Annotated in this window: 16 protein-coding genes; 10 read left to right on the top strand and 6 right to left on the bottom strand. The window is 70.4% G+C overall.

Translation table 11 applies throughout. The annotated features are described in order from the left end of the window. Nucleotide 1: 1 nt before the first annotated feature. Nucleotides 2–1,594: an AMP-binding protein gene (locus ACFYO2_RS34930; protein WP_388357274.1), complete on the bottom strand. Its 1,593-nt coding sequence runs from the start codon at nt 1,592–1,594 to the stop codon at nt 2–4. A 160-nt stretch (nt 1,595–1,754) separates the two neighbouring features. Here ACFYO2_RS34930 and ACFYO2_RS34935 point away from each other — a divergent pair, with 160 nt between their 5' ends. Both ACFYO2_RS34935 and ACFYO2_RS34940 read left to right on the top strand, forming a co-directional pair. Beyond that, nucleotides 1,755–3,152, top strand: a complete 1,398-nt coding sequence (locus ACFYO2_RS34935) for an acyl-CoA dehydrogenase family protein (RefSeq protein ID WP_388357277.1) — start codon at nt 1,755–1,757, stop codon at nt 3,150–3,152. Beyond that, nucleotides 3,149–3,547 (top strand): RidA family protein, encoded by a 399-nt coding sequence (locus ACFYO2_RS34940; RefSeq protein ID WP_388357280.1) that lies wholly within the window; start codon nt 3,149–3,151, stop codon nt 3,545–3,547. The genes ACFYO2_RS34935 and ACFYO2_RS34940 overlap by 4 nt, the downstream gene beginning before the upstream one ends. Before the next feature lie 9 nt (nt 3,548–3,556). Here the strand turns inward: ACFYO2_RS34940 and ACFYO2_RS34945 are convergent, their stop codons facing one another. Further along, the gene (locus ACFYO2_RS34945) at nt 3,557–3,751 is read right to left on the bottom strand and encodes a DUF5999 family protein (RefSeq protein ID WP_388357282.1); all 195 of its coding nucleotides are present in this window, start codon (nt 3,749–3,751) and stop codon (nt 3,557–3,559) included. Nucleotides 3,752–3,920: 169 nt separating this feature from the next. Between ACFYO2_RS34945 and ACFYO2_RS34950 the strand changes: the two genes are divergently transcribed. Beyond that, the gene (locus tag ACFYO2_RS34950) at nt 3,921–4,265 is read left to right on the top strand and encodes a hypothetical protein (protein WP_388357284.1); all 345 of its coding nucleotides are present in this window, start codon (nt 3,921–3,923) and stop codon (nt 4,263–4,265) included. Between the two features lie 8 nt (nt 4,266–4,273). Here the strand turns inward: ACFYO2_RS34950 and ACFYO2_RS34955 are convergent, their stop codons facing one another. The 3 genes from ACFYO2_RS34955 to ACFYO2_RS34965 all read right to left on the bottom strand — a co-directional run bounded on the left by ACFYO2_RS34955 (nt 4,274) and on the right by ACFYO2_RS34965 (nt 6,761). Next, nucleotides 4,274–4,726 carry a flavodoxin family protein gene (locus tag ACFYO2_RS34955; RefSeq protein WP_388357287.1) on the bottom strand — a complete coding sequence of 151 codons (453 nt, stop codon included), beginning with the start codon at nt 4,724–4,726 and terminating at the stop codon, nt 4,274–4,276. 244 nt (nt 4,727–4,970) lie between these two features. Further along, on the bottom strand, nt 4,971–6,500 hold the full coding sequence (locus ACFYO2_RS34960) for a helix-turn-helix domain-containing protein (protein WP_388357289.1): 1,530 nt from the start codon (nt 6,498–6,500) through the stop codon (nt 4,971–4,973). 63 nt (nt 6,501–6,563) lie between these two features. Beyond that, complete coding sequence (locus ACFYO2_RS34965; RefSeq protein WP_388357292.1) at nt 6,564–6,761, bottom strand: DUF4236 domain-containing protein; 198 nt, start codon at nt 6,759–6,761, stop codon at nt 6,564–6,566. Nucleotides 6,762–7,038: 277 nt separating this feature from the next. Here ACFYO2_RS34965 and acnA point away from each other — a divergent pair, with 277 nt between their 5' ends. From acnA to ACFYO2_RS34990, 5 genes are all read left to right on the top strand, one after another. After that, nucleotides 7,039–9,756 (top strand): aconitate hydratase AcnA, encoded by a 2,718-nt coding sequence (gene acnA, locus ACFYO2_RS34970; RefSeq protein WP_388357293.1) that lies wholly within the window; start codon nt 7,039–7,041, stop codon nt 9,754–9,756. 146 nt (nt 9,757–9,902) lie between these two features. After that, on the top strand, nt 9,903–10,238 hold the full coding sequence (locus ACFYO2_RS34975; RefSeq protein ID WP_388357296.1) for a hypothetical protein: 336 nt from the start codon (nt 9,903–9,905) through the stop codon (nt 10,236–10,238). A gap of 47 nt (nt 10,239–10,285) precedes the next feature. Then, the gene (locus ACFYO2_RS34980) at nt 10,286–11,866 is read left to right on the top strand and encodes a sensor histidine kinase (RefSeq protein ID WP_388357298.1); all 1,581 of its coding nucleotides are present in this window, start codon (nt 10,286–10,288) and stop codon (nt 11,864–11,866) included. Nucleotides 11,867–11,948: 82 nt separating this feature from the next. Beyond that, complete coding sequence (locus tag ACFYO2_RS34985; protein WP_388357300.1) at nt 11,949–12,281, top strand: hypothetical protein; 333 nt, start codon at nt 11,949–11,951, stop codon at nt 12,279–12,281. Between the two features lie 254 nt (nt 12,282–12,535). Beyond that, nucleotides 12,536–13,627 (top strand): lytic polysaccharide monooxygenase, encoded by a 1,092-nt coding sequence (locus ACFYO2_RS34990; protein ID WP_388357302.1) that lies wholly within the window; start codon nt 12,536–12,538, stop codon nt 13,625–13,627. A 1-nt stretch (nt 13,628) separates the two neighbouring features. Here ACFYO2_RS34990 and ACFYO2_RS34995 read toward each other — a convergent pair whose 3' ends face one another. Then, nucleotides 13,629–14,654, bottom strand: a complete 1,026-nt coding sequence (locus ACFYO2_RS34995; protein WP_388357304.1) for an acetylxylan esterase — start codon at nt 14,652–14,654, stop codon at nt 13,629–13,631. A gap of 267 nt (nt 14,655–14,921) precedes the next feature. Between ACFYO2_RS34995 and ACFYO2_RS35000 the strand changes: the two genes are divergently transcribed. Beyond that, nucleotides 14,922–15,917, top strand: a complete 996-nt coding sequence (locus ACFYO2_RS35000) for an ABC transporter permease (protein ID WP_388357307.1) — start codon at nt 14,922–14,924, stop codon at nt 15,915–15,917. Beyond that, nucleotides 15,911–16,792: a carbohydrate ABC transporter permease gene (locus tag ACFYO2_RS35005; protein ID WP_388357308.1), complete on the top strand. Its 882-nt coding sequence runs from the start codon at nt 15,911–15,913 to the stop codon at nt 16,790–16,792. The genes ACFYO2_RS35000 and ACFYO2_RS35005 overlap by 7 nt, the downstream gene beginning before the upstream one ends. The last annotated feature ends 5 nt before the right edge of the window (nt 16,793–16,797 follow it).

Here is a 16,797-nt window from a genome sequence, read left to right on the forward strand (position 1 = left end):
ATCACTGCTGGTCACCATCGGTGCGCAGCTTGAATCGCTGAAGCTTTCCGGTCGCTGTGCGCGGCAGCGCGTCCAGCAGGACGATCTCGCGCGGGCATTTGTAGGGCGCCAGCTCGGATCGCACGAAGGCGCGCAGCGCCTCGGTGTCCCGTTCGGCGCCCTCCTTGAGGACGGCGAAGGCCACCACGACCTGCCCGCGCGCCTCGTCGGGCCGCCCCACGACCGCCGCCTCCAGGACGTCCGGGTGACGCAGCAGCGCGTCCTCGACCTCGGGTCCGGCGATGTTGTACCCGGCCGAGATGATCATGTCGTCCGCGCGGGCGACGTACCGGAAGTAGCCATCGTGCTCGCGGACATAGGTGTCGCCGGTGACGTTCCAGCCGTCGCGCACGTACTCCCGCTGCCGCGGGTCGGCGAGATAGCGGCACCCGACCGGACCGCGCACCGCCAGCAGCCCGGGCTCGCCGTCGGGCACCGGCGTGCCGCTCTCGTCCTGCACGCGCGCGTGCCATCCCGGTACGGGCACTCCCGTCGTCCCCGGCCTGATGTGCTCGTCGGCCGCGGAGATGAAGATGTGCAGCAGCTCGGTGGCGCCGATGCCGTTGATGACGCGCAGCCCGGTCCGCTCGTGCCAGGCCCGCCAGGTGGCGGCCGGGAGGTTCTCGCCGGCGGAGACGCAGCGGCGCAGCGAGGAGACGTCGTGGGCGTCGAGCTCGTCGAGCATCGCGCGATACGCGGTCGGCGCGGTGAACAGAACCGACACCCGGTGCTCGGCGATCGCGGGCAACAGCTGCCGTGGACCGGCCTGTTCGAGGAGCAGCGCGCTCGCCCCCACGCGCATCGGGAAGACCACCAGCCCGCCGAGTCCGAAGGTGAAACCGAGTGGCGGGCTGCCGGTGAAGACGTCCTCGGAGTGTGGCCTGAGCACATGGCGCGCGAAGGTGTCGGCGATCGCCAGCACGTCCCGGTGGAAGTGCATACAGCCCTTCGGGCGGCCGGTGGTCCCGGACGTGAACGCGATCAGCGCGACGTCGTCGGCCGCGGTGTCCACGGCGGTGTACGGCTCCTCGGGCGTCGCCCGATTCAGCAGGTCGTCGGGGGTGTCGCCGCCGTACGTCGTGATCCTGAGCCCCGGTACCTCGGCCTTGGCGAGGTCGTCGACGGCCCGGATGTCGCACAGGGCGTGCTCTACGCGGGCGATCTCGCACATCGTGGCCAGCTCGTGCGGGCGCTGCTGGGCCAGCACGGTGACGGCGACCGCGCCCGCCTTCAGGGCCGCCAGCCAGCAGGCGGCCAGCCAGGGCGTGGTGGGGCCGCGCAGCAGGACGCGGTTGCCGGGGACGACCCCGAGGTCACGGGTGAGGACGTGCGCGATGCGGTCCACGCGGGTACGCAGGTCGCCGTACGTCCAGGTACCGCCCGCCGGTGTGTGGAACACCGGTCGGTCCGCGGCCGGCCCCGCGAGCAGTTCGGCGGCGCTGTTCAGCCGATCGGGGTAGTCCAGCTCCGGCAGGTCGAAGCGGAGCTCGGGCCACTGGTCGGGAGGCGGGAGGTGGTCGCGGGCGAAGGTGTCGACGTGGGCCGAGGGGTTCATTGGCGGTTCGCCCCCTTGCCTTGTGGGCGTCGGTGGTGGGCGTCGGGTAGTCGTCCCTGGTGGGTTCGCGCATCGAGCGTATCGTGTTGGTGACGGCAGTCAACGGTGCGCGATACCGTCGGGGGAGTGGCCGCAGGGCTGCGGGGAGAGAGGACCGGCAATGCCCGCATTCTCACTCGAACCATCACAGATCGCCTGGTGTGCGGAGCTGCGCGCCCTGGCCGTGGACCGGCTGCGCCCCCTCGCGGAGAAGGGCGAACCGGGCCACGTCAACCGCCCGCTCGTCGCGGAACTCGGCCAACTCGGTCTGCTGGCCCGCCTGTTCACCTCCGGAGCCCTCGACCTCTGCCTGATGCGGGAGTCCCTCGCGTACGCCTGCACCGAGGCGGAGACCGCCCTCGCCCTCCAGGGCCTGGGCGCACACCCGGTCCACGCCCACGGCACCCCGGCCCAGCGGGACCGCTGGCTGCCCCGCGTGGCCGACGGCACGGCGGTGGCTGCCTTCGCCCTGAGCGAGCCGGGTGCGGGCTCGGACGCGGCAGCGCTGACGCTGCGCGCGGAACCGGAGAGCCGCCGACCGACCGGCACGCCGGTTGCCGAGCCGGGAGACGGGGGCGACGCGGGCGACCGGGGAGACGGGGCTGACTGGGGAGACGGTGCCTCCCTCGCCGCCGAGCGGGGTGGTGCGCGCTTCGGCGTGTCCTCCGACGCCTCAGCCGGCGGGTCGCGCTCCGGCGTCTCCTCGGGCGCCTCACCCAGCGGCACGCGCCCCGGCGTGTCCTCCGACGCCCAGCCCGGCGATGTGCCACCCGGCATCCCGCTCACCGTAGATCCCGACGGCCCAGCGCGCTGGCGGCTCACCGGGGAGAAGTGCTGGATCTCCAACGCACCGGAGGCCGACTTCTACACCGTCTTCGCCCGCACCACCCCCGGCGCCGGCGCCCGTGGCGTCACCGCCTTCCTCGTCCCCGCCGACCGCCCCGGCCTCACCGGCACGGCCCTGGACATGCTCTCGCCGCATCCCATCGGCAGCCTCGACTTCGACGCCGTCCCGGTGACCGCCGACGACGTGCTCGGCGAGGCCGACCGCGGCTTCCGGGTCGCCATGGGCACCCTCAACCTCTTCCGCCCCAGCGTCGGCGCCTTCGCGGTCGGCATGGCCCAGGCCGCCCTGGACGCCACCCTCGCGCACACCTCCCGACGCGACGCGTTCGGCGGCAAGTTGAGGGATCTGCAGACGGTTGCCCACCAGGTCGCCGAGATGGCCCTGCGCACCGAGGCGGCCCGCCTCATGGTGTACGCGGCGGCGACGGCGTACGACCGAGGCTCACCGGACGTCCCGGGGCGCGCGGCGATGGCCAAACTGCTCGCCACCGAGACCGCGCAGTACGTCGTCGACGCGGCCGTCCAACTCCACGGCGCCCGCGCCCTGCGCCGCGGCCACCTCCTCGAACACCTCTACCGCGAGGTACGCGCCCCGCGCATCTACGAGGGCGCCACCGAGGTCCAACGCGGCATCATCGCCAAGGAGCTGTACGCGAACCAGGAGGCCCTGTGAGCACCGAGCGCGTGAACCCGCCCGCACTCTCCCCGCCCACCGGCTTCTCCCACGCCGTCGTCGCCACCGGCACCCGGCTCGTCTTCCTCGCCGGCCAGACCGCGCTCGACACCGACGGCAAGGTGGTCGGCGACACACTCCACGAGCAGTTCGAGAAGGCCCTCACCAACCTTCTGACCGCCCTGACCGCCGTCGGCGGCACCCCCGCCGACCTCGCCCGCGTCACCGTCTACGCCACGGACATCGCCGCGTACCGCACCCACGCCCCCGAACTCGGCCGCACCTGGCGCCAGTTGGCGGGCCGTGACTACCCCGCGATGGCGGTCGTGGAGGTCGTACGCCTGTGGGACGACCAGGCGCTGGTCGAGCTCGACGGCTTCGCCGTGCTGCCCTAGGACCTGGCGTCAGGCGGCGATCGTGAGCCGCTCGACGGGTACCCGGTGCGGGGCGACGATCCGGCCGTCCGGCAGCAGCTCGCCCGTGTCGTCGAAGACGATCGCGCCGTCGCACAGCAGGTTCCAGCCCTGCTCGGGGTGGGCGGCGACGACGTGCGGGGCGTGGTTGTCGGTTGCGGGGCACGAAGGCTGGTGGGAACACATGGCGCACCTCCACGTCGGTAGGACCGTCGGATCGGGTCCGTAGAACAGACGATCCTCCCGCCGCGAACTCATCGGAACAGCCCGCCGCGAAGCGTGACAACACGCGGACATCACGCGGACAACACCCGGACCCTTCGACTACCGCCGGTGCCCACTCGCCACCGAAGGGGTGACGGTCACGGCCGCGGACGCTCGTGCCACGTACCAGTGGAGGCCCCACTTCCAGGACGTCTTCCCATGTCCCTGCGTCCTGCCCTCGTCGCCCGCCGCCGGTGCCGCGCTGCTCCTGCCGGTCGCTCCCGCCGCCCTGGCCACCCCCACGAGCACCGACCCGTACGTGACCGTGACGGTCGACCGACGGGCCGTATCGCGTCCGACGGGACCGTCCCCCTCCGGCACCTACCGCTGCACCGGCAGAAGCCATCCTGATGGAGCTGCGCCCGTTGGGCGGCCTGCCCCGCTGCCCGGCTTCCACGCGGCCCAGCGCCAGGACGGCACCCTGATCGAGGGCTGAGCGCGGCGTCAGTCCATCAGCCCCGCGGCGACCGTCGCGCCCAGCTCCCAGCACGCCTCCACGTCCGCCTTGCCGGGCTCGCCCGTCACGGTCACGGCCTCGGCGGCCCGTCGCCAGCCGAGGCCGGTCGTGATCGCCTCGATGCCGCGGACCGCTCCGGTCACGTCGTTGCCGCCGTGCACGTAGTACCCGAACGGGCGGCCCTGCGTGGCGTCGAGGCAGGGGTAGTAGACCTGGTCGAAGAAGTGCTTCAGCGCGCCGGACATGTAGCCGAGGTTCGCCGGCGTACCGAGCAGGTACCCGTCGGCTTGCAGCACGTCGGACGCCGTCGCGGCCAGCGCGGCCCGCCGCACGACGCGGACCCCCGCGATCTCCGGGTCGGTCGCACCGGCGACGACGGCCTCGAACAGCGCCTGGCAGTTCGGCGAGGGCGTGTGATGCACGATCAGCAAAGTGGCCACCCCCGCACCCTGCCGTGCGGGGGCGTCGAGCCGCAAACGGGGCGGCTCGGCCCTGCCGGGCCGGGTCGGTCCACCGCGGCGGGGAGTGACGTCAGGCTGCGTGCCGCCCAGGAACCGGTCAGGGAGCACTGGTGGAAGATCGCGCCCACGTACGGCGGAGGTGTCCCGCCCGCGACGCCTCCGCCGTACAGGATCGGACGCACCCGAGGACCGACGCCTCGCCTCGCCGGTACCTCAAGGCTGCTCAGATGTCCCGGAACGTCTCGATCTGCGCCCCCACCGAGTTGAGCCGCTCGGCCAGGTCCTCGTACCCGCGGTTGATGACGTACACGTTCCGCAGCACGGACGTGCCCTCGGCCGCCATCATCGCCAGCAGCACGACCACGGCGGGGCGCAGGGCCGGCGGGCACATCATCTCGGCGGCGCGCCAGCGGGTCGGGCCTTCCACCAACACGCGGTGCGGGTCGAGGAGTTGGAGGCGCCCGCCGAGTCGGTTCAGATCCGTGAGGTAGATCGCGCGGTTGTCGTAGACCCAGTCGTGGATCAGCGTCTTGCCCGACGCGGCGGCCGCGATGGCCGCGAAGAACGGGACGTTGTCGATGTTCAGGCCGGGGAACGGCATCGGGTGGATCTTGTCGATCGGCGCCTCCAGCTTGGAGGGCCGGACGGTGAGGTCCACCAGGCGGGTGCGGCCGTTGTCAGCGGGGTACTCCGGCGTGCGGTCGTGGTCGAGGCCCATCTCCTCCAGGACCGCGAGCTCGATCTCCAGGAACTCGATGGGCACGCGGCGCACCGTCAGTTCCGACTCGGTGACGACGGCGGCGGCCAGCAGGCTCATCGCCTCGACCGGGTCCTCGGAGGGGGAGTAGTCGACGTCCGCGTTGATGTCCGGCACGCCGTGCACGGTGAGCGTGGTGGTGCCGATGCCCTCCACCTCGACGCCCAGGGCCTCCAGGAAGAAGCACAGGTCCTGGACCATGTAGTTGGAGGAGGCGTTGCGGATGACGGTGATGCCGTCGTGCCGGGCGGCGGCGAGGAGCGCGTTCTCGGTGACCGTGTCCCCGCGCTCGGTCAGCACGATCGGCCGGGCGGGCCGTACGGACCGGTCGACCGTCGCGTGGTACTGCCCCTCGGTCGCCGCGACCTCCAGCCCGAACCGGCGCAGCGCGATCATGTGCGGTTCGATGGTCCGCGTACCGAGGTCGCAGCCGCCGGCGTACGGCAGTTTGAAGCGGTCCATGCGGTGCAGCAGCGGACCGAGGAACATGATGATGGACCGCGTCCGTACGGCCGCCTCCGCGTCGATCGCCGCCATGTTCAGCTCGGCCGGCGGGACGAGTTCCAGGTCGACGCCGTCGTTGATCCAGCGGGTGCGTACGCCGATGGAGTTGAGGACCTCCAGCAGGCGGTAGACCTCCTCGATGCGGGCGACCCGGCGCAGCACCGTGCGCCCCCGGTTGAGCAGGGAGGCGCACAGCAGTGCCACGCACGCGTTCTTGCTGGTCTTCACGTCGATGGCGCCGGACAGCCGGCGGCCGCCTACCACCCGCAGATGCATCGGCCCCGCATAGCCCAGGGAGACGATTTCGCTGTCCAGCGCTTCGCCGATTCGAGCGATCATCTCAAGGCTGATGTTCTGGTTGCCGCGCTCGACGCGATTCACGGCGCTCTGACTGGTGCCGAGCGCCTCGGCGAGCTGAGACTGTGTCCAGCCCCGGTGCTGCCGGGCGTCACGGATGAGCTTGCCGATGCGTACGAGGTAGTCGTCTGCCATGAGGTTGAGGCTATCTCAGATATGAGATGGGACCTCTTGAGGGGTCCGTTCGGGTGATGGCCGTCAATGCCGCCTGGCGTTACGCGTGCGGCGCCACCCGAAAGGTCCGGGCAGGTCCATCGATGTCGTACGACGTCCTGTACTGCTGTGCGTGTGCCGCGGGCCCTTGTGGCCGCCGGTGGTGATGGACCAGGAGCGCTTGTTGATGTTCAGGCGCACTCCGGGAAGGATCCGGAAACTCTTGCGGAACGTAAGCGGCATTCCCGCCCCCTTTCGTCCCGTACCGGATACCCGGAAGGCGCGCGGGCATGACGGTCGCGCGGACATGGCGGTTTCGCGCGGGGCCGGGCATGACCATTCCGCGCCCATGTACTAGAGTTATCTCGACATCGAGATATCTGCCGAGGTGCACTGCGGTCGCACGCCATCATCGGTCTGACAGTAAGGCATGCCTAACTTAGCCTTACCTTAGCGGATCGGCCAAGACGGAGTGGCGGCAGGATGCGGTGGTAAGCGCACAAAAATGAAGGAGACTGTCGTGTCGGCGAACAGCTTCGACGCCCGCAGCACGCTGCAGGTGGGCGACGAGTCGTACGAGATCTTCCGGCTGGACAAGGTGGAGGGCTCGGCCCGCCTGCCCTACAGCCTCAAGGTCCTGCTCGAGAACCTGCTCCGCACGGAGGACGGCGCGAACATCACCGCCGACCACATCCGCGCCCTCGGCGGCTGGGACTCGCAGGCTCAGCCATCTCAGGAGATCCAGTTCACGCCGGCCCGCGTGATCATGCAGGACTTCACCGGCGTGCCCTGTGTCGTCGACCTCGCCACCATGCGTGAGGCCGTGAAGGAGCTCGGCGGCGACCCGGCGAAGGTCAACCCGCTCTCCCCGGCCGAGCTGGTCATCGACCACTCCGTCATCGCCGACAAGTTCGGCACCAACGAGGCCTTCGCGCAGAACGTCGAGCTGGAGTACGGCCGCAACAAGGAGCGCTACCAGTTCCTGCGCTGGGGTCAGACCGCGTTCGACGACTTCAAGGTCGTCCCGCCCGGCACCGGCATCGTCCACCAGGTGAACATCGAGCACCTGGCCCGCACCGTCATGGTCCGGGGCGGACAGGCCTACCCCGACACCCTGGTCGGCACCGACTCGCACACCACCATGGTCAACGGCCTCGGTGTGCTGGGCTGGGGCGTCGGCGGTATCGAGGCCGAGGCCGCGATGCTCGGCCAGCCGGTCTCGATGCTCATCCCGCGCGTCGTCGGCTTCAAGCTGACCGGTGAGCTCAAGCCCGGCACGACCGCCACCGACCTGGTGCTCACGATCACCGAGATGCTGCGCAAGCACGGTGTCGTCGGAAAGTTCGTCGAGTTCTACGGCGAGGGCGTGTCCGCCACCTCGCTCGCGAACCGCGCCACCATCGGCAACATGTCGCCGGAGTTCGGCTCCACCGCCGCGATCTTCCCGATCGACGACGAGACCATCAAGTACCTGAAGCTCACCGGCCGCGATGCGCAGCAGCTCGCGCTCGTCGAGGCGTACGCCAAGGAGCAGGGCCTCTGGCTGGACCCGAAGGCCGAGCCGGACTTCTCCGAGAAGCTGGAGCTCGACCTGTCGACGGTCGTGCCCTCCATCGCCGGCCCGAAGCGCCCGCAGGACCGCATCGTCCTCGCCAACGCCGCCGAGCAGTTCAAGACGGACGTACGCAACTACGTCGACAGCGTCGACGAGGCCGGCCAGGAGTCCTTCCCGGCCTCCGACGCCCCGGCCGTCGCCCCGAACGGCGCCCCGTCCAACCCGGTCACCGTGACCGCCCCCGACGGCTCGACGTACGAGATCGACCACGGCGCGGTGACGGTCGCGGCCATCACCTCCTGCACCAACACCTCCAACCCGTACGTCATGGTCGCCGCCGCGCTCGTCGCGAAGAAGGCCGTGGAGAAGGGCCTGACCCGCAAGCCGTGGGTCAAGACCACCCTCGCCCCGGGTTCCAAGGTCGTCACCGACTACTTCGACAAGGCGGGGCTCACCCCCTACCTCGACAAGGTCGGCTTCAACCTCGTCGGCTACGGCTGCACCACCTGCATCGGCAACTCCGGCCCGCTGCCGGAGGAGGTCTCCAAGGCCGTCAACGACCACGACCTCGCGGTCACCTCGGTCCTCTCCGGCAACCGGAACTTCGAGGGCCGTATCAACCCCGACGTCAAGATGAACTACCTGGCGTCCCCGCCGCTGGTCGTCGCGTACGCCCTCGCCGGCTCCATGAAGGTGGACATCACCAAGGACGCCCTGGGCGCCGACCAGGACGGCAACCCGGTCTTCCTGAGGGACATCTGGCCCTCCGAGGCCGAGGTCAACGACGTCGTGGCGAACGCCATCGGCGAGGACATGTTCAACAAGTCCTACCGGGACGTCTTCGCGGGCGACGCCCAGTGGCAGGCGCTGCCGATCCCGACCGGCAACACCTTCGAGTGGGACCCGCAGTCCACGTACGTCCGCAAGCCCCCCTACTTCGAGGGCATGACGATGGAGACCACCCCGGTCTCCGACATCACGGGCGCCCGCGTCCTCGCCAAGCTGGGCGACTCGGTCACCACCGACCACATCTCCCCGGCCGGTGCGATCAAGGCCGACACCCCGGCGGGCAAGTACCTCACCGAGCACGGTGTGGAGCGTCGTGACTTCAACTCCTACGGCTCCCGCCGAGGCAACCACGAGGTCATGATCCGCGGCACGTTCGCCAACATCCGCCTGCGCAACCAGATCGCGCCGGGCACCGAGGGCGGCTACACCCGCGACTTCACGAAGGGCGACGCCCCCGTCTCCTTCATCTACGACGCCTCCCGCAACTACATCGAGCAGGGCATCCCGCTGGCCATCCTGGCCGGCAAGGAGTACGGCTCCGGCTCGTCCCGCGACTGGGCCGCCAAGGGCACGGCCCTCCTCGGCGTCAAGGCCGTCATCGCCGAGTCGTACGAGCGCATCCACCGCTCGAACCTCATCGGCATGGGCGTGCTGCCGCTCCAGTTCCCGGAGGGCACCTCGGCCCAGTCCTTCGGCCTGACCGGCGAGGAGACCTTCTCCTTCGCCGGCGTCGAGGAGCTCAACAACGGCACCACGCCGCGCACGGTCAAGGTCACCACCGACACGGGCGTCGAGTTCGACGCCGTCGTCCGCATCGACACCCCCGGCGAGGCGGACTACTACCGCAACGGCGGCATCATGCAGTACGTGCTGCGCTCGCTCATCCGCAAGTAAGCGGTACGGCAGGGCAGTTGAGGGGCCGCATCCCCGATGACGGGGGTGCGGCCCCTCGCCGTGTGCGGAACCAGGACATCCCAGGTCATCACCCACCCTCAGGTGGAACACAGGGTTCCCTCAGCGGACGGGGACACGATCGGTACATGACTGGCACCGCCGGGTCCCGAACCGGCCGCGTTCGCGTGCAGATCGTCGACGACGAGCCCACGCTCACCGAAGTGTCCGCGGCCGACACCGGGGCCGTCCCGCGGACCTCCCCGGCCGCGGACGGGCACAGCGCGTCGCGCGCCGCCCGAGGCCGCGCCCCGCACGCCGTCGTGCTCGACAGGCCGTGGGAGCGGCGCCTCCAGGGCCTCGATGCCGGCGACGGCGACTCGGTGGGCGTGCTCGGCGACCTCGTGCCGACCGAGACAGCCGCGAGGTGCGCCGCGCGGGTACGGCCGCCCGGCCCGCGGCCGAGGCGGGCCGGACCCCGATGACCAGCACCCTGCTCGGGCCACCCGATCAGGCCGGCGGAGGAGCGCAGATGACTGCCAAGCCGCGCCCGTGGCGTCCGAGGTGTCCGCGGAGTCCGACGCGCCCGAGGCCGCGCGCGCACCGCCTGCGCACCCGGCTGCTCCTCTTCGTCGGTGCCACCCTCGTCGTCGTGGGCGCCACGATGGCGTTCGCCACCGCATACGTCCAACGCGCCTATCTCATGGGCGCTCTGGACGACCGCGTCACCAGCGCCGCCGAACGCAGCCTGGGCGGCGCCTCGCTCCACCCGCGGCTCGAGGACGGCCTGGGCTTCCTCCACGAATCCGGCCAACCCACAGGCACGCTCGCCGCCCGACTCGACGCCGACGGCACCGTGCTCTCCGCGGAGGTCGTCGGTCCGGACGCCGCGCCCAAGACACTCACCACCACCCAGCGCACCGCCCTGCAGGGCATCGGCACCGACGGTTCGAAGCACACCCGGACCGTCCCCGGCCTCGGCACCTACCGGATCACCGCACTCGACGACAACGGGCTCCGCGTGCTGACCGGGCTCCCGATGGACGACGTACGCCACATGATCAGCTGCCTGGTCGTGGTCGAAGCGGTCCTCGCGGGTACCGGGCTCGTCCTCGCGGGCTGTTCCTGCGCTCTCGTCGTACGACGCCAGCTGCGGCCCCTCGACCGGGTCGCCGCCACCGCCGCCGAGGTTGCCCGCGCGCCCCTCGGCCGCGTCGAGCACCTCGGTCTGACCCGGGTGCCCGAACCCGACACCGACCCCGGCAGCGAGGCCGGCCAGGTCGGCGCCGCGCTCAACCGTCTGATCGACCACGTCGAGTCCTCGCTCGCCGAGCGGCAGCGCAGCGAGGAGCGGGTGCGCCGCAGCGAGGAGCGGGTGCGCCGCAGCGAGGAGAAGATGCGGCGCTTCCTCGCCGACGCCAGCCATGAACTCCGTACGCCGCTCGCCTCCATCGCGGGATACGCGGAGTTGATGAACCGCGGGACGGACCGCGTCGAGCCGGTACTGGCCTGGCGCCGCGTCTTTGCCGAGTCGGCCCGGATGACCGGCCTGGTGGAGGACCTGTTCCTGCTGGCCCGCCTCGACGAGGGGCGGGCGTTGCAGTCCGCCGAGGTTGACATGGCGGCGCTGGTCGCGGAGGCGGTGTGGGACGCGCGGGCCGCGGGCGGCGGCCACGAATGGCAGCTGGACCTGTCCCTCGACGCCCCCGCGCTGGTCGTCGGTGACGAGACCCGGCTCCGTCAGGTGGTTGCCAACCTGTTGGCCAACGCGCGTATGCACACACCTGTGGGCACAACAGTGGTGGCATCCGTCGAGCCCACCGCCGCCCGCTGTGTCGTCCGCGTCCGCGACGACGGCCCCGGCATCCCGCCCGCCCTCCGGCCCCGGGTCTTCGAACCCTTCACCAGAGCCGACACGTCCCGGTCCCGCACGGACGCGCGAGCGGGAGGGTCGGGGCTGGGACTGGCCATCGCGGCGGCGATCACGTCAGCGCACGGCGGCCGTATCGACGTGCACAGCGTCCCCGGGTGCACGGAGTTCACCGTCGACCTCCCGGCGGCGGACGATCCGGCGGGAGTGCAGGCGGCCCGGAGCAGGCCGGCGTCGGTCTAGGTGATCCGGCCTCCGCGACCTGGCCCGGGGACGGGCACTGGTCTGATGCGGCTGAACCGCCGTGCGGCACAGGGGATTTGGGATGGGTGACCGGAACATGCCGCCGAGCACCGGGGAATCGGAGCCCATCGGGTCCATCGGCGGCTATATGCAGCAGGGGACGCGGATCGAGAACCTGTCGGCGCCGGTGATGTCGACGACGTACGACCGCCTCTGCTTCGCCAACCGTTACGGCCGCCTCCTCGCCCTCGACCGTGAAACCGGCGCCGTACGGTGGACCACGGACCAGCTGGACGAGCGGGGTACGTCGGCGCAGGACAGGATCCCGAGCGTGCTGCTCGTGAAGGACGCGATCGTGGCCGTGGCCGGCGACACGGCCTTCTCCGTACGTCCGGACCGCGCCGGCACCTCCTGATCTCCCCCGCACCACCACTGACGGCACCGGCACCCCGAGCGCCGCACCCACCAAGGCGCGGCCCTTGTGCGCCAGACGTTTACAAGTCGGCCACTCGGCGCTAGCTTCCCCCACAGGTGGGGTGGGAGCGCTCCCATGCGGTGGACCGGAACCCGCCCCGTGGTCGCCCCCCACCCCCCGCTTCCGCACCACGCATCCGCACACACGCCTCCACACGGCCCGTACCTCAAGGAACGGACTGATCTGTCATGATCATGACAAGGACAACGGCGGAGTCCGCCGACTCCCCGCGCCGATTAACACCCCCCACCCGCGCCAGAGCCCTCTTCCTCGTTCTCGTGGCCCTGCTCGCGACGATCCCGGCGCTCAGCCTGGTCGTCACGGCCGGCGGCGAGGCCAAGGCCCACGGCACCCCGATGAAGCCCGGCAGCCGTACCTTCCTGTGCTGGCAGGACGGCCTCACCGACACCGGTGAGATCAAGCCGGTCAACCCGGCCTGCAAGAACGCACAGCAGGTCAGCGGAACCACGCCGTTCTACAACTGGTTCTCGGTGCTGCGCTCGGACGGCGCCGGCCGCACCCGCGGCTTCGTGCCGGACGGCGAGCTGTGCAGCGGCGGCAACACCAACTTCACGGGCTTCAACGCGGCCCGCGACGACTGGCCGCTCACCCACCTCACCTCGGGCGCGACGGTCGACTTCTCCTACAACGCATGGGCCGCGCACCCGGGTTGGTTCTACGTCTACGTCACGAAGGACGGTTTCGACCCGAAGCAGACCCTCACCTGGGACGACATGGAGGAGCAGCCCTTCCTCTCCGTCGACCATCCGCCGCTCAACGGCAGCCCGGGCACGGTCGAGGCCAACTACTCCTGGAACGGCAAGCTCCCCGACGGCAAGTCGGGACGCCACATCATCTACATGGTGTGGCAGCGCTCGGACAGCGCGGAGACCTTCTACTCCTGCTCCGACGTCGTCTTCGACGGCGGCAACGGAGAGGTCACCGGCATTCACGACCCGGGCAACCCGACCGAGCCGGTGCCGGGCACCTGCACGGCCACCCGCAGGACGACGGGCAGTTGGAACGGCGGCTACCAGTCCGAGGTGACCGTCACCAACTCCGGCGACGTGCCGATGCTGGGCTGGATGGTCGACTGGACGCTGCCGAGCGGCCAGAAGGTCGAAAGCCTCTGGAGCGGCAACGCGACATACAGCGGCCAGGCGGTGATGGTCCACAACGCCGACTGGAACGGCTCGCTCGATCCGGGGGAGAGCGCGACGTTCGGATACGTCGTCTCCGGCTCCGGCGGTGACACGGCGACGTCACTTCCCTGCCGGGTCGGCTGAATCACCCTTCCGACGATCCACTCGTGGTGGATTCGGTGGGCGGTGTGAACACCCCGGCCGCCCAGTCGAGTTGGCGCCGCACATGCACCGCGTCGCCGCCTTCGTGACCGTTGTACGGATAGGCGTGGATCTCCTTGCGGGGGTCCGCGCCGGTCAACTCCCCGTAGCGGTTGAAGGCGGCGTACGCCCCGCTCGGCGGGCACACCGTGTCACGCAGGCCCACCCCGAAGTGCGCCGGGGCCTGCGCGCGCCGGGCGAAGGAGATGCCCTCCAGGTAGGACAGGGTTCGGTATGCGGCCTGTTCGGCGCCCCGGTGCACGGACAGGTACGCGGTGATCTCGCCGTACGGGGCCGCGTCGGTGAGCTCGAGCGCGCGCCGGATGCCGCACAGGAAGGGGGCGGTGACCAGGACCGCCGCCAGGTCCGGCACCAACCCCGCGACGGCGAGGGCGAGTCCGCCGCCCTGGCTGTTGCCGACGACCGCGACGCGCCGGCCGTCCACCCCGGGCAGTTCCCGCACCGCGGCGACCGCGCGCACCGCGTCGGTGATCAGGCGGCGGAAGTGGTGGTCCTGCGGGGCGAGCAGGCCGCGTGCCGCGTGGCCGGGGCCGCCGGGCGCTCCCGCGTGCGGGTCGGGGGTGTCGCCGCCGCAGCCGTACTGGTCGCCCTGGCCCCGGTTGTCCATGAGCAGGTGCGCATACCCGGCGTTCACCCAGGTCAGCCGCTCGTGCGGGAGGCCGCGCCCCCGGCCGTACCCGGCGTACTCGACCACCGCGGGCAGCGCCGCGCGCACCCCGGCGGGCCGGCTGTACCAGGCGCGGACCGGATCGCCGGCGAAGCCGCGGAAAGTGACGTCCCAGGTCTCCGTCAGCCGTAGACCGCTGTCCACCGGCTCGGCCGACACCACCGGGTCCGACTGCCCGGCCTCCTTGAGGGTGCCGAGCCAGAACTCGTCGAAGTCGGCGGGCTCTTCGGGGGCCGGTCGGTAGTGCTCCAGGTCTCTCAGGGGCAGGTCGAACGCGGGCACGGCGGCACCTCACAGGCGTCAACGGGGCGGCTCGGTCCGATCGTTGCGGCCGTATGGCAGAAAGTTCCGAAGCGACCGCGCCGATCCCTTCATCTCTTCCACTCTCCTCCCGGAGTGAATCCACGGCGGCACAACCGTCTCAGGCCTCAACCTTCCCCCGTGCAGCACCCATTGACAGCGCTTTCTGCTGCCCTTAAGTTGCCGCGAAGTTACCGGTAAGCGCTCGAAAGTTTCGGTTCCGCGTCCCATGCCCCGGGAGGCCCGAGCATGAGCACGTCCACCACGTCGGCCCCACCGCCGGGCACCCAGGACCCCCCTCCGGCCAGGGCCGCACCCCGCCGCCGTACGCGCGGACCCGCCCGCCCCGGATGGCGGCGGACCCTGCGCCGCAACTGGCAGCTGTACTCGCTGGCGATCCTGCCGCTGCTGTTCTTCCTGGTCTTCCGCTATCTGCCGATGGTCGGCAACGTCATCGCCTTCCGGCGCTTCGAGCCAGGCGGCTCGATCTTCGGGGAGCAGTGGGTGGGGCTGCGCTATGTGCGTATGTTCCTCACCGACCCCACCTTCTGGCAGGTGTTCCGCAACACCCTGTGGCTCGGCGGGCTCACGCTGCTCTTCTGCTTCCCGATCCCGATCGTGCTGGCGCTGCTGCTCAACGAGGTGCGCAGACGTTCGCTGAAGCGGTTCGTGCAGTCGGTGTCGTACCTTCCGCACTTCCTGTCGATCGTGATCGTCGCGGGCATCACCATGCAGATGCTCGCCACGGACGGCCCGGTCAACCACGCGCTCGGCTGGTTCGGGCACGATCCGATCCGGTTCATCCAGGAACCGGAGTGGTTCCGCACGATCTACGTCGGCTCCGAGGTCTGGCAGACCGCGGGCTGGGGCACGATCCTCTATCTCGCCGCGCTCACCACGATCGACGAGGACCTGTACGAGGCCGCGCGCATCGACGGTGCCAACCGCCTGAAGCAGATCTGGCACGTCACCCTGCCCGGCATCCGGCCCACGATGATCACGCTGCTGATCCTCAACATCGGCACGTTCATGGCGGTCGGCTTCGAGAAGGTCCTGCTGCTGTACAACCCGCTGACGTATCCGAAGGCCGACGTGATCTCCACGTACGTCTACCGGACCGGTGTCGAGTCCAACAGCTTCAGCTACGCCGCGGCCATCGGCCTGTTCGAGGCGGTCATCGGCCTGGTGCTGATCATCTCCGCCAACCAGCTCTCGCGTCGCACAGTGGGGACGAGCCTGTGGTGAGCGTCCACCGGCCCACGCGTGGTTACCGCGTCTTCCAGGGTGTCAACGGGGTGATCCTCACCCTGGTCGTGGTCGTGACCCTGTACCCGTTCCTCAACATCGTCGCGCGGTCCTTCAGCGGCGAACGCCAGATCCGGGCGGGTGAGGTGACGCTGTGGCCCCAGGGCTTCAACCTCACCACGTACAAGATCGTGTTCCAGGACTCGATGTTCTGGCGGAACTACGGCAACTCCGTGCTCTACACGGTCGTGTCCACCGTCATCGCCATGGTCCTGACGACCTGTTACGCCTACGTCCTGTCGAAGAAGCACCTGCCCGGGCGCGGAGCGCTCGTCGGCATCGCCGTGTTCACCATGTTCTTCACCGGCGGTCTGATCCCCAACTACGTGCTGATCAGCAGCCTCGGCATGAAGAACACCATCTGGGCGCTGGCGATCCCGAACGCGATCAGCGTCTTCAACCTCCTGGTGATGAAGGCCTTCTTCGAGAGCCTGCCGACCGATCTGGAGGAGGCCGCGCAGATCGACGGACTCAGCACGTACGGCATCCTCTTCCGCATCGTGCTGCCGCTGTCCAAGGCGGTCGTCGCGACGATGATCCTCTTCTACTCGGTGGCCTTCTGGAACTCCTGGTTCGCGGCCTTCCTGTACATGGACAGCACCGAGCTGATGCCGGCCACCGTCTACCTGCGCAACCTCATCTCGGGCGCCACCGGCGGCGGCAACGCCGGTGCCGCCACGGAGCAGCTCAGCCAGGTCGGGGCGAACATCCAGGCGGTCACCATCGTGCTCACCGCGCTGCCGATTCTGTGCGTGTACCCGTTCGTCCAGCGCTACTTCGTCTCGGGCGTGATGCTCGGCGCGGTCAAGGGCTGACGGCA

It is taken from the genome of Streptomyces sp. NPDC006602, from assembly GCF_042870385.1.
Classification (GTDB): domain Bacteria; phylum Actinomycetota; class Actinomycetes; order Streptomycetales; family Streptomycetaceae; genus Streptomyces.

Coding starts and splice junctions, on each gene's coding strand:
- ACFYO2_RS34930 (WP_388357274.1), bottom strand. CDS start 1,594: ATGAACCCCTCGGCCCACGTCGACACCTTCGCCCGCGACCACCTCCCG.
- ACFYO2_RS34935 (WP_388357277.1), top strand. CDS start 1,755: ATGCCCGCATTCTCACTCGAACCATCACAGATCGCCTGGTGTGCGGAG.
- ACFYO2_RS34945 (WP_388357282.1), bottom strand. CDS start 3,751: ATGTGTTCCCACCAGCCTTCGTGCCCCGCAACCGACAACCACGCCCCG.
- ACFYO2_RS34960 (WP_388357289.1), bottom strand. CDS start 6,500: ATGGCAGACGACTACCTCGTACGCATCGGCAAGCTCATCCGTGACGCC.
- ACFYO2_RS34965 (WP_388357292.1), bottom strand. CDS start 6,761: ATGCCGCTTACGTTCCGCAAGAGTTTCCGGATCCTTCCCGGAGTGCGC.
- ACFYO2_RS34975 (WP_388357296.1), top strand. CDS start 9,903: ATGACTGGCACCGCCGGGTCCCGAACCGGCCGCGTTCGCGTGCAGATC.
- ACFYO2_RS34980 (WP_388357298.1), top strand. CDS start 10,286: ATGACTGCCAAGCCGCGCCCGTGGCGTCCGAGGTGTCCGCGGAGTCCG.
- ACFYO2_RS34985 (WP_388357300.1), top strand. CDS start 11,949: ATGGGTGACCGGAACATGCCGCCGAGCACCGGGGAATCGGAGCCCATC.
- ACFYO2_RS34990 (WP_388357302.1), top strand. CDS start 12,536: ATGACAAGGACAACGGCGGAGTCCGCCGACTCCCCGCGCCGATTAACA.
- ACFYO2_RS35000 (WP_388357307.1), top strand. CDS start 14,922: ATGAGCACGTCCACCACGTCGGCCCCACCGCCGGGCACCCAGGACCCC.